Origin of the sequence: Rhizobium freirei PRF 81 (genome assembly GCF_000359745.1) — a bacterium.
GTDB classification, from domain to species: Bacteria; Pseudomonadota; Alphaproteobacteria; order Rhizobiales; family Rhizobiaceae; genus Rhizobium; species Rhizobium freirei.
In genome coordinates this window covers 173,392-185,988 of the sequence record NZ_AQHN01000072.1, presented here as the reverse complement: position 1 = coordinate 185,988, position 12,597 = coordinate 173,392, and the positions used below count along the sequence as shown (strand labels likewise).

The 12,597-nt window shown below is 60.8% G+C and carries 8 protein-coding genes; 4 read left to right on the top strand and 4 right to left on the bottom strand.

Translation table 11 applies throughout. The features are described from left to right. Nucleotides 1-140: 140 nt before the first annotated feature. Nucleotides 141-332: a hypothetical protein gene (locus tag RHSP_RS19895; protein WP_037153128.1), complete on the top strand. Its 192-nt coding sequence runs from the start codon at nucleotides 141-143 to the stop codon at nucleotides 330-332. Nucleotides 333-492: 160 nt separating this feature from the next. After that, nucleotides 493-654, top strand: coding sequence for a hypothetical protein (locus RHSP_RS35165; protein ID WP_167332663.1), 162 nt, complete (start codon nucleotides 493-495; stop codon nucleotides 652-654). A gap of 102 nt (nucleotides 655-756) precedes the next feature. On the opposite strand, the gene RHSP_RS19890 is transcribed toward RHSP_RS35165, so the two are convergent. Beyond that, nucleotides 757-1,632 carry a hypothetical protein gene (locus RHSP_RS19890; RefSeq protein ID WP_004121702.1) on the bottom strand — a complete coding sequence of 292 codons (876 nt, stop codon included), beginning with the start codon at nucleotides 1,630-1,632 and terminating at the stop codon, nucleotides 757-759. Nucleotides 1,633-2,126: 494 nt separating this feature from the next. Between RHSP_RS19890 and pepN the strand changes: the two genes are divergently transcribed. Then, the gene (pepN, locus tag RHSP_RS19885) at nucleotides 2,127-4,775 is read left to right on the top strand and encodes an aminopeptidase N (RefSeq protein ID WP_004121699.1); all 2,649 of its coding nucleotides are present in this window, start codon (nucleotides 2,127-2,129) and stop codon (nucleotides 4,773-4,775) included. A gap of 229 nt (nucleotides 4,776-5,004) precedes the next feature. Further along, nucleotides 5,005-7,320, top strand: a complete 2,316-nt coding sequence (locus RHSP_RS19880) for a PAS domain-containing sensor histidine kinase (RefSeq protein ID WP_004121690.1) — start codon at nucleotides 5,005-5,007, stop codon at nucleotides 7,318-7,320. Here RHSP_RS19880 and RHSP_RS19875 read toward each other — a convergent pair whose 3' ends face one another. Genes RHSP_RS19875 through RHSP_RS19865 form a run of 3 tightly spaced genes read right to left on the bottom strand, consistent with a single transcriptional unit; the run spans nucleotide 7,321 to nucleotide 12,493 of the window. Continuing rightward, entirely contained in the window at nucleotides 7,321-10,281 is a 2,961-nt protein-coding gene (locus tag RHSP_RS19875; RefSeq protein WP_004121682.1) for a bifunctional [glutamine synthetase] adenylyltransferase/[glutamine synthetase]-adenylyl-L-tyrosine phosphorylase, read from the bottom strand. A 41-nt stretch (nucleotides 10,282-10,322) separates the two neighbouring features. Continuing rightward, nucleotides 10,323-11,738 (bottom strand): sensor histidine kinase, encoded by a 1,416-nt coding sequence (locus RHSP_RS19870; protein WP_004121680.1) that lies wholly within the window; start codon nucleotides 11,736-11,738, stop codon nucleotides 10,323-10,325. Further along, nucleotides 11,735-12,493, bottom strand: coding sequence for a response regulator transcription factor (locus RHSP_RS19865; RefSeq protein ID WP_004121678.1), 759 nt, complete (start codon nucleotides 12,491-12,493; stop codon nucleotides 11,735-11,737). The genes RHSP_RS19870 and RHSP_RS19865 overlap by 4 nt, the downstream gene beginning before the upstream one ends. Nucleotides 12,494-12,597 lie beyond the last annotated feature (104 nt).

The following is a 12,597-nucleotide window of genomic DNA, read 5'->3' as shown; positions in this document are numbered from 1 at the left end:
TTCCCGCCACAGTTAACGGAATATGACATCAGTCATGCGTTTTAGGCATGACAGTCCCTCGGTGTTGTGCATTGCAAAATTGATGTTGCGCTGCAATATATAGCCCTGTCTTGGGAGGAATCTCGAAAGGAACCAAGGCAATGACTGCACGTTTTCGTCCTATTCACAGCGGGTTTGACACCCTGCGTCGCGCCCTCGAGCCCGTGCGCGCCACAAACGGACATCGCAACCTCGGCATCGCCGCCAATGAGCAGATGACAGCCCGAGGAACAGGCGTTTCGGCCCGCGTCGGCCGACCCACCGCCATTTTCGCCGATTTCCGCGCCTGCTAGAGCATTTCCGCTTTTCTTCGAATCGCGAAAACGCTCTATCTTCTTGTTTCCCAACGCATTCCGGACGGAAAACCGCTACGCACTTTTCCTGGAAATGCTCTAATCGACAGGCGCGCGAATCGCGTGTCAGCTTGGCGTTCTATCTTTCAGGAATTGTATCATGTCTTCGGGTTTGCGTTCGCTTGTCGCTCTCTTCGATTCGGTCGGGCACATCGGCTCCGCCGTGCGGGCTGCAGAGGAGTTCGAGCGCGCGCGTCATCTTCACGGAGACGAATGCCGCGACGGGAGCGCCCGCGCGGCAGCGGCAAGCATTCCTCTATAAGGAAGTCTGAGCGGGATCCAAGGCATTGATCTCGCCTTGCTTTTCTCTGCGAGATGCGTCTGAAAAAGCCGGGCATTCAAACCCGGCAATAGTCAGATCAGATCACGTCTTCGGGTCGGACCGCCCCGCAGCGGCCTGCGCCCAGGCAAAAGCCTCATCGATCGCCGCAAGCTTCACAGCCTGCCATCTGCAATATTGATCCAGAAAATCACGCGATATCCACATCCGCGTTTTCCTCGTCTCGTCGTGCCAGCCTATGTCGCCGCGGTCGGCGGATTTGCGCAGGAGACGCTGCAGATGGGTGCGCGATATCATGAAATGCGTTGCAAGGGCCCGCGCATCGACGCGACCGACATCGATCCGGGCGTCGGTTTCTCCGCTCAAATCCAGCTGCGACATGATGTAATCGACGACGAGACCGCCGGCCTCGGTCCAGAGAAACAGGCCGACGCATTCCGGCGGTTCGCGCCAGGCCTCCGTTTCCAGGCAATGGCGAGCCATGCGAGGCTGCGCCAGGTCCATCAATTCCGGAGAAGCGGCGAGTGCGGCAGCACGGCCGCCATCGTCAAGCAAATCAAGCGCGGCCAGGTTGGAGAGGCACCAGCCGAACATCCCGGTGTGGCTGATCTCGGCCGGCACGTAGCGCCGCGGGCGCCTGACAGTGCCGGGAGCAAGCATCAGGAAGCGGTAGGTGAGCAGCTCGTCGATGAAGCTCAGCACGGTGTTGCGACTGGCAACGCGATGCTGCGTGATCAGATCGCGAAGACCGACAACCGTCAGCCCGGAGCCGGGCACTTCCGGATCATATTCAAGATGAAGGGCATAGGCCGTCTGCGTCAGAAGCCAGCGCTGATGCGAGGCGAGCATGCGCGCGATCCTGGGACCATGATCGTAACGATTCCGCAACGCCTCCGCAAGAAAGCGCAGCGACGCCATGAATTTGGGATGACGCGCAAGCTGCTCGATAGAAAAGCTCAATCGGGCCTCCTTGGGGTGCCCTTCTCAACTGTCTACAAAAGGAGGATGTTTTATTTTTGTGAACGAATTCACCGGAATCGATCATAATTCCGACATCTTATAGCATGCTATAGTTATGTAGGTGCGCTTATACCGCAAGAGGCTAAACAAATAATTTACTTTAAGTGGCTGTTTCTCTGAGCAAACTGGATGTCTTTCCAGAATGGCGTCGCAATCATGATCCATCGCCCTTGCCGCAGCGATTGCCCGGATAGCTACGACAAGCAGCAGGCGGGCAGCCACAGTGAGAACGAGTATACGTCTCGAGGTGGCACCCGACCGGACAAACAAGGCGGCTCGCCGAGCAAATATTTGCTGTGTCGTAACAGAACATGTCTATGTAATGATATGACTTTAACTTTGGTTCAGATTTCGATGTAATGATGCAGCCACTTTCAGTCCGGAGGAGGGCTTCGGACTGTGCCGCAAAATGCATAGCCTGATCAGGATAGACCATGCGAACAGATACCGGCCAGATCGTAAATCTGGCAGACTACCGTCCTACCGACTTCGTTCTGGAACGCGTGGACCTTACTTTCGATCTGCATCCGACCGAAACCAAGGTGGAAGCGCGGCTGATCTTTCATCGCCGCGAAGGCTCCGACCCAAAGGCGCCGCTGGTGCTGGACGGAGACGAGCTGGTGCTCTCCGGCCTGCTGCTCGATCAGGCGGAACTGCCCACCGGACAGTATGACGCCACGCCCGACGGCCTGACCGTTCGCGACCTGCCGGAAAGCACGCCCTTCGAGATTACGATTACGACGGTGATCAATCCGGAAGCCAATACGCAATTGATGGGCCTCTATCGCACCGGCGGCATCTACTGCACACAGTGCGAGGCTGAAGGCTTCCGCCGCATCACCTATTTCCCTGACCGGCCGGATGTTCTCGCGCCCTATACGGTCAACATCATTGCCGACAAGCAGGCAAATCCGCTGCTGCTGTCAAACGGCAACTTCCTTGGCGGCGCCGGCTATGGCGAAGGCAGGCATTTTGCCGCCTGGTTCGATCCGCACCCGAAGCCGAGCTATCTCTTCGCGCTCGTCGCCGGCGACCTCGGTGTCGTCGAGGATACGTTCACGACCATGTCCGGCCGTGAAGTGGCACTGAAGATCTATGTCGAGCATGGCAAGGAGCCGCGCGCCGCCTACGCCATGGATGCGCTGAAGCGTTCGATGAAGTGGGACGAGGAGCGGTTCGGCCGTGAATACGATCTCGACATCTTCATGATCGTCGCCGTGTCGGACTTCAACATGGGAGCGATGGAAAACAAGGGCCTCAACGTCTTCAACGACAAGTACGTCCTGGCTGATCCGGAAACCGCCACCGACGCCGACTACGCCAATATCGAAGCCATCATCGCGCACGAATATTTCCACAACTGGACGGGCAATCGCATCACCTGCCGCGACTGGTTCCAGCTTTGCCTGAAGGAAGGCCTGACTGTTTATCGCGATCACGAATTTTCTGCCGACGAACGTTCGCGTCCAGTCAAGCGCATCGCGGAAGTCCGTCATCTGAAATCGGAACAGTTTCCTGAGGATAGCGGCCCCCTCGCCCATCCCGTGCGACCGACGACATATCGCGAAATCAACAATTTCTACACGACAACCGTCTATGAGAAGGGCAGCGAAGTCACGCGCATGATCGCGACCCTGCTCGGCCGCGATCTGTTCAAGAAGGGCATGGATCTCTATTTCGATCGGCACGACGGCCAGGCTGTCACGATCGAAGACTTCGTTAGATGTTTCGAGGATGCGAGCGGCCGCGATCTCGCGCAGTTTTCGCTTTGGTATCATCAGGCCGGCACGCCGCTCGTAACGGCCTCCGGCACCTATGATGCCGATGGCAAGACATTCACCCTGTCGCTCGAGCAGATGGTGCCGGCGACGCCGGGTCAGGCCGTCAAGAAGCCGATGCATATCCCGCTGCGCATGGCGCTCTTGGCCGAGGACGGCACCGCGATCACCCCGACGTCCGTCAGCGGGGCGGAATTGACCGACGATGTGCTGCATCTGACGGAACAAGCCCAAGAGATTGTCTTCCACGGCATCCCGTCGCGGCCGGTTCTGTCGCTGAACCGCAGCTTCTCGACGCCGATCAATCTGCAATTCAACCAGAGTGCCGCCGATCTGGTGCTGATCGCGCGCTACGAGACCGACCATTTCGCCCGCTGGCAGGCGTTGATCGACCTCGGGCTGCCCAATCTGCTGCAGGCAGCTCGCGATGTCCGCCAGGGCATTGCCGTCAACTGCGATTCCGCCTTCGTCGACGCCTTGCTGGCTGCTGCGAATGACGACAGCCTGGAGCCGGCTTTCCGGGCTCAGGCGCTTGCCTTGCCGAGCGAAGCGGACATTGCCCGCGAGCTCGGCGGCGACACCGATCCCGATGCCATCCATACGGCGCGCCAGGCCATCCTCAAACGTGTTGCCGAAACCGGCAAAGATATCTTTGCCGCGCTCTACGACAGCATGAAAACATCAGGCCCATTCAGCCCGGATGCCGCAAGCGCCGGGCGCCGGGCCCTGCGAAACGCGGCCTTGAGCTATCTCTCGCACATGGACGGCGCTCCGACCCGTGCCAAGGCCGCCTATGATGCGGCAGACAACATGACCGACCTCAGCGCGGCGCTGACGATTCTCGCACATCAATTTCCGGATACCACCGAGACCGCAGCGGCGCTGGAGCATTTCCGCGCGCGCTTCTCCGAAAATGCACTCGTCATCGACAAATGGTTCGCCATCCAGGCGGGGATCCCCGGTCCGGAAGCACTGGGGCGCATCCAGCGCCTCATGGAAGCGCCGCTGTTCAAGCGCAGCAACCCGAACCGCATGCGCTCCCTGCTCGGCACCTTCGCCTTCGCCAACCCGACCGGCTTCGGCCGTGCCGACGGCGCCGGGTACAATTTCCTCGCCGACGAGATCCTGGATATCGACCAGCGCAATCCGCAGCTCGCTGCCCGTATCCTGACCTCCATGCGATCCTGGCGCCTGCTGGAGCCGGTGCGGGCAGACCACGCCCGCTCGGCGCTGGTGCGGATCGAGCGCGCCGGCGGTCTTTCGACCGATGTGCGCGACATCGTGGACCGCATTCTCAAGAAGTGATTTCGGCCACTTCCTATGCCGATTTGGAAGGCCGATTTGCCTCGGCCTTTTCAGCTTCAACGAGTCCCGGCCGCGCGCAACTTACCGCTGCGTGTGTGAAATGCGCTGAAATCGCAGATGGTTAATAAAGTTTTACCTTCCCCTCTGGACAAGCCGAATCACGAGTGATTCATTAGGGCAGATTCGGGCGAGCGGCGCAGCGAATCACACGAGGGACAAGGCTAAGGCGATGGTGGACGTGCGGCGGGCAACCGCGGCCGATGGACGGCTGCGTGTTAATTTCGACGGTCTGAAGTCCTGGCATAGCGGTGTTACCGATCGAGCGGATATACGGGTGGAGACGATCTCGCGTCGTTTTCCGCAGACCGAACATATCCTCAAGCGCATCATCCCCGTTCTCATCGTTTCCTTTCTCATGGTCGTGGCCGCGTCGCATGTCTTCGGCATGCTGACGGAACATGGCCGGATGGCCGCTTCGGCCCGGCGCACGACGTCGCTGTCCATCGCCGCTGCCTCGGCCGCGTTCTCGAACGATGCCAGCATGTTCCAGGCGGGTGACCGCCGCAACGCCGAGCGCAAGCTGGCCACCTATCTCCCGCAAGATCGGCTCGATGCCGGCGCATTCGTTCTGCTGGTGCAGTCGAGCGGGCGTGTTTTCGGCTCATCCGCCGCCGGCTCCGCCTATATCGGGATGCTGATCTCCGATTTCTTTCCGGAAGTATCCGCCATCAGCAACTTCGGCGACCATGCCGGCGTAATCGAGACGATGATCGGCGGTGAGCCTTATTATGCCGCGATCTCCCTGATCGGCGACAAGGGTGATTTCGTTCTGTCGGTTGCATCGATGGAGCAGATCGACAAGCTCTGGCGCGATGAGCTGACGCTCAACGTCACGATCTTTGCCGGCATTTCGTCCATCCTGCTCGTCATTCTCTATGCCTACTACACACAGGTGCGACGGGCACGCGATGCCGACGAGATCTTTCTCGAATCCAACCTGCGCGTCGAGACGGCGCTCTCGCGCGGTCGCTGCGGCCTCTGGGATTTCGATTTCGCCAGCCGCAAGTTCTTCTGGTCGCGGTCGATGTACGACATGCTCGGGCTGCCGGCTGCCGACAAGCCGCTCGCCTTTTCCGACGCAGCGCGGCTGATGCACCCTGACGATAGCAGCCTGCACATGCTGGCCCGTTCCGTCAGCCGCGGCAGCGCCGGCCAGGTGGATCAGATCCTGCGCATCCGCCACGCCAAGGGACATTACGTCTGGATGCGCGCCCGCGCCCAGGTCATCCGCACCAACTCCGGCCGCGTTCACATGATTGGCATCGCCATGGACGTGACGGAGCAGCATCGCCTGGCGCAGCGCTATGCCGAAGCCGATCAGCGGCTCGCTGACGCCATCGAGTGCACCTCCGAAGCCTTCGTCCTGTGGGACAAGAACGATCGCCTGGTGATGTGCAACGTCCACTTCCAGCAGGCTTACGGCCTGCCCGACAATGTGCTCGTGCCCGGTACAGAGCGCGCCGTGGTCAATGCCGCCGCCGTTCGGCCCGTCATCGAACGGCGCATCGTCGATCCCGGCCGCTCCAATCATTCGCAGACGACGGAAGTGCAGCTTGCCGACGAGCGCTGGCTGCAGATCAACGAACGCCGGACCCGCGACGGCGGCCTTGTTTCCGTCGGCACCGACATCACGCAGCTGAAGCGCAACCAGGAACGCCTTCGCGAATCCGAGCGCCGGCTGATGGCGACGATCAACGATCTCTCGGCATCGCGGCAGATCCTGGAGCGGCAGAAGGCGGAGCTTTCGACCGCAAACACCAATTATCTCGCGGAGAAGGAACGCGCCGAAGCCGCCAACAGGGCGAAATCGGAATTCCTCGCCAACATGTCGCACGAGCTGCGCACGCCGCTCAACGCCATCCTCGGCTTCTCGGAGATCCTGCAGGACCAGATGTTCGGCCCGCTCGGCTCGCCGCGATACAACGAATATTCCAAGGACATCCACGACAGCGGCAAGCACCTGCTCAACGTCATCAACGACATCCTCGACATGTCCAAGATCGAGGCGGGTCACATGAAGCTTAGCTGCGAGGAGGTCGATCTTGCGCCGCTGATCGAAGAATGCCTGCGCTTCACCCGCATTCCGGCGGCGAACAAGAACATTCTCGTCGAGCAGTGCATTTCTCCCGATATCAAGCTTAGCGCCGATCGCCGGGCCATGAAGCAGATCGTGCTCAATCTGCTCTCCAATGCGGTGAAATTCACCAATGACGGCGGCCGCATCGCGGTTCGCACCCGAAGGATCGACGATGCCGTGATGCTTGTCATCGCCGATACCGGCATCGGCATACCAAAATCGGCGCTGAGCAAGATCGGCCAGCCTTTCGAGCAGGTGCAGAGCCAATATGCGAAGAGCAAGGGCGGCTCCGGCCTCGGGCTTGCGATTTCACGCTCGCTGACGGTGCTGCATAAGGGTCGCATGCGTATCCGCTCCCGCGAGGGCATCGGCACGGTCATCGCGATCCGCATCCCGGATCAGCGCTGATCAGCTTCCAACCGTCGCCTGGAATACCTTCCGCACCGCCTTCGACAGTCGCTTCAGCTCCGCTTCCAGCATGCGGATATCCGGGCAATCGCCAGCGCGGCAGACCAGTTCGATCAGCCCCGAAGGCGTGTTTTTCGGATCGAACGTACCGTCGATGCAAAGGCGGATGAGCTGCGACACTTCCGTGTAGAGTTGCAGAGCCTCCAGGCAGACCTCCAGATCATTGCGATCCATCAGGCTGCCGCCGAGCAACTTCAGCGCTTCGGCCGTGCTGAGACCATTAGCGTCGATACCGACGCCGCGCGCCGGCGCGATCAGCCGCAGATATTGCGCGGTGAATTCGATATCGATCAGCCCGCCGGGGATCAGCTTCAGATCCCAGATGCTTTCCGGCGGCTTTTCCTGTTCGATCAAGGCGCGCATCTCGCGAACATCCTTGGCGATCTTGGCGACATCCCTCTTTGTCGAAAGAGCCTCGCCGATGACGCGCTCCGCATCGTTCACCAGTTCCTCGTCGCCGCAGATCAGGCGAGCGCGCGAAAGCGCCATATGCTCCCAGGTCCAGGCTTCTTCGCGCTGGTATTTCTCGAAGGAATTGATGCGCGTCGCGACCGGGCCTTTGTTGCCGGAGGGACGCAGGCGCATGTCCACCTCGTAGAGCACGCCTTCGGCCGTAGGCGCCGAAAGGGCCGCGATCAGGCGCTGCGTAATGCGCGTGAAATATCGCGTGGCATCGAGCGGCTTCGAACCGGAAGATTCGCCGGCCGTATCGTCGTAATCATAGAGCAGGATGATATCGATGTCGGAACCGGCCGAGAGCTCGAAACTGCCGAGCTTGCCCATTCCGACGACGGCAACACGGCCACCGGGATATTCGCCATGCGCTGCCCGGATTTCCTTCATGACAGCATCGAGCGCTGCCTCGACGATCAGATCGGCAAGGTAGGTGAAGGCGCGGGCCGCCATGCCCCCGCCGATCGCGCCCGTCAGCAGGCGAATACCGATCAGGAAGCGCTGTTCGGAGGCGAAGATGCGCAGCAGGTCGAGCGTTTCTTCATAATGCCTTGCCGGAGCAAGGAAGCTTTTGAGGCGCTCGGCCAGATAATCGCGCGTCGGCAACTCGGCCATCAGGCTTGGATCCAGCATGCCGTCAAAGACATGCGGCTTGGCGGCAATGATCTCGGCAAGGCGCGGTGCCGAAGACATGATGTTGACGATGAGAGAAAGCAGCGCCGGGTTCGTGCCGAGCAGCGAGAAGAGCTGAATGCCCGCCGGCAGGCCGGAAATGAAGCTGTCGAAACGCAGCAACGCCTTGTCGGCACGCTTGCTTTCGCCGAACACCCGCAGCAGTTCCGGCGTCAGCTCCGTCAGACGTTCGCGTGCCTCGACCGATTGCGTGGCGCGATATCGCCCGTAGTGCCAGGTGCGGATCACATTGGCGATATCCGACGGCCTTTCGAAGCCGAGGTGGCGCAGCGTCTCCAGCGTGTCGGGATCGTCGCCCTGGCCGGTAAAGACCAGATTGCCGGTTTCGGATGACAGTTTCGTTTCCTGCTCGAACAGGCGTGCATAACGGCGCTCGACCGTCTTCAGGGTGCTGACAAGAGCCTCGGAGAAGGCCGGCACGTCGGGGAAGCCCATCATGAAGGCGATGCGCCTGAGCTCTGCATCCGTTTCCGGCAGCAGATGCGTCTGCTCGTCGCGCACCATCTGGATGCGATGCTCGACATCGCGAAGGAACCAGTAGGCGGCGGCCAGCTCGTCGCGCGTTTCCGCATCGATCCATTTTGCAATGGTCAGTTCGGCCAACGTCTCCTCGGTGGCGCGGCTGCGCAGCGCCGGCATGCGGCCGCCGGCGATCAGCTGCTGCGTCTGTACGAAGAACTCGATCTCGCGAATACCGCCACGGCCCAGCTTGACGTTATGGCCCTTGACCGCGATCGCGCCGTGGCCCTTATGCGCGTGGATTTGCCGCTTGATGGAATGAATGTCCGCAATGGCGGCGTAATCCAGATATTTGCGGAAGACGAAGGGCACGAGGTCGCGGATGAAAGCCTGCCCCGCCGCAACGTCGCCGCCGACCGGCCGCGCCTTGATGAAGGCGGCGCGTTCCCAATTCTGTCCCCTGCCCTCGTAATAGATCATCGCCGCATCGACGGGGATCGCAAGCGGCGTCGAACCGGGATCGGGGCGCAGGCGCAGATCGGTGCGGAACACATAGCCATCCGCCGTGCGCTCCTGCAGAATGCGCACCAGCCGGCGCATCAGCCGCGGGAAGATATCGATCGCATCTTCCGGATTGGGAACGATTCCGGCCATCTCGTCGAAGAAGATGACAAGGTCGATGTCGGAGGAGTAGTTCAGTTCCTTGGCGCCGAGCTTGCCCATGCCAAGAACGATCAGGCCGGAATTCCGGCTCGGAGCGGCGGGATCGGCAACCGAGATCTTACCTGCCTCGTGCGAAGAGAACAGCAGATGATCGATCGCCGCGGATATTGCCGCCTCCGCCAGTTCGCTCAGCCAGCGGGTCGTTGTCCTGCCATCATGGATGCGCGCGAGGTCTGCAAGGGCAGCGAGAAAAGAGGCGCGACGCTTAGCGACACGCAGGCGGCTCATCACCTCGGACTCCGAAGGCGACTGGTCCTCGCCTTCCGCCGGACGCCAGGCGTTACGGGCCTGTTGAACCAGGGTTTCGATCTGCGGCGAAAGCGGCTTGTCGATGGCTGCAACCAGCAGAGACGGCTCGAGATTGGCCGTTTCGCGCAAATGCGGCGACAGCGATAGCGCTGCGACGACGAAGTCCCTAAGCGCGCTCTCGCCGGCCAGCAAGGTGGCAATGGCCGGTTCAGCCGCGGCGATCTGCCTGAGGTCGGCAAGCGCGGATTTCATCTCTGTCTGGTTCAGCGGTCGCAGCCGCCCAGACGGGACATCCCTCAACATATCGCCTTGCGTCTTCGTCATGCGCGCTCCCCCAAAGAGCAATCGGATAACGCAGGATTAACCTATTGTTTCTGCATGGGGAAGATCATCGTTACGGTTAGCCCTTTGGCATCGGCTTTATCGGGATCGGTATCCGAAAGCTCAAGCTGGCCGCCGTGCAACTCCATGACCGCCTCCACCAGCGCGAGGCCAAGCCCGGTTCCCGGCTTGGAACGGCTTTCGTCCAGGCGGAAAAAGCGCTTGACGACATCGGCGCGCTGTTGAGCGGGAATGCCGGGGCCATGATCCACGACGCCGAGCATCACCGCGTCATGCGTGCGGGACAGCTTTAGCGTCACGGTCGGCTCGCCCTGGCAGCCTGCTGCGTATTTGAGAGCGTTGTCGATAAGGTTGAAAATCGCTTGGCCGATCAATTCGCGATTACCCTGCACCTCGACATCGGGCTCGATATCGGCCATCAGCGTCAACCCGGATTCCTCGGCCACCGGCTCATAAAGCTCGGACGTATCGGCGACGATGGAGGAGAGATCGACGGCGGTCATCTCGGCCGCCACCGAGCCGGCTTCGACGCGCGAGATCATCAGCAGCGCATTGAAAGTGCGGATCAGCTGGTCGGATTCGCCGATGATGCCCTCCAGCGCGACGCGGCGGCCGTCGCTGTCGGCATTGTCGAGCGCATCGGCTGCCTTGTTGCGCAGGCGTGTCAGCGGTGTCTTCAGGTCGTGCGCGATATTGTCGGAGACCTGCCGCAGCCCCTCGTTCAGCTTCTCGATGCGCCCCAGCATGGCATTCAGCGATGTCGACATGCGGTCGAATTCATCGCCGGAGCCGCCGACGGGCAGGCGCTGCGAGAGGTCGCCGGCCATGATCTTGCGGCTCGCATCCGTCATCCGGTCGATGCGCTTCAGGGCATTGCGGCCGATGCCGAACCAGATGACCAGAGCACCGAGGCCCATGATCGCCAGCGCCAGCATCAGCGCCTGGCGCACCAGCACACGGAAACGCTCCGGCTCGCCAAGGTCGCGGCCAACCAGAATACGCAGGCCGTTATCGAGGATAAAGATGTTGGCGATCGCCAGATGACGCCGCTCCTGATCGTTGGAAGCGTCCGTATAGCGCTCGTAGATGAAGGGCAGTTCCGTCCAGCCGGCCTGACCGAGCACACCGGGCTGTACGGAAGCGACGTTGCCGGCAAGAATATCGCCGGAAGGACCGGCAATGATGTAGAGATTGGCGCCCGGCTGGCGCGCGCGGCGCTCCATCGTGCGCAGAAGCAGGTTCAGCCCGCCGATATCGTAAGCGCGCTTGACCTGATTGACTTCCTGCTGCACGGCATCGCGGATCTGCCCCGATAGCAGCCGTTCGGACATGGCCGTGACATAGAAGACAAGTGTGGCGGCGCAGAGCGAAAAAAGAAGGATGTAGAGGGCAGAGAGGCGGACTGCGGTGGATTTGAAGAGGACGCGGAAGCGGCTCATCCCTCGTCCTTGATCATGTAGCCGGCGCCGCGGATCGTCTTCAGCAATGGCTGACTGAAATCCTTCTCGATCTTGGAGCGCAGCCGCGAGACATGGACGTCGATGACGTTGGTCTGCGGATCGAAATGATAGTCCCAGACATTCTCGAGAAGCATGGTGCGGGTGACGACCTGGCCGGCATTCTTCATCAAATATTCCAGCAGGCGGAATTCACGCGGCTGCAGCGGGATTTCCTTGCCGCCGCGGCGAACCTCATGCGACAGCCGATCCAATTCGAGATCGCCGACGCGATAGAGAACATCCTGCTCGGGCGTTCCCTTGCGGCGCCCCAGCACTTCCACACGCGCGAGCAGCTCGCTGAAAGCATAGGGTTTTGGCAGATAGTCATCGCCGCCAGCACGCAAGCCGGTGACGCGATCGTCGACCTGCCCAAGCGCCGAGAGGATCAGGACCGGGGTATGCACGCCCTTGCGGCGCAATTCGCTGATGACGGACAGGCCATCGCGGCGCGGCAGCATACGATCGATGATAGCGACATCGTAGGTGTTTTCCGTGCCCATGAAGAGACCGCTCTCGCCGTCGCTGGCGTGATCGGCAATGATGCCGGCCTCGCGAAACGCCTTGGTGAGATAGGCCGCTGCCTCGAGATCGTCTTCGATGATCAGAATCTTCATGTGGGCGACATTACCTGCCGAGGGTGTCTCGGCACAACCGGATTCGGAAGGATTCACGGCATGTTGGCCAGCGGTTGTCATCTTTCACCTGCCTCAGAGCCAGTCATCGTTTACGTCATCTAAAGGGGAAGCCGCGCAAGCCGTGCCTGCGCGGCTTCCCATTGTATTCTTAGAGATGGAAAGGA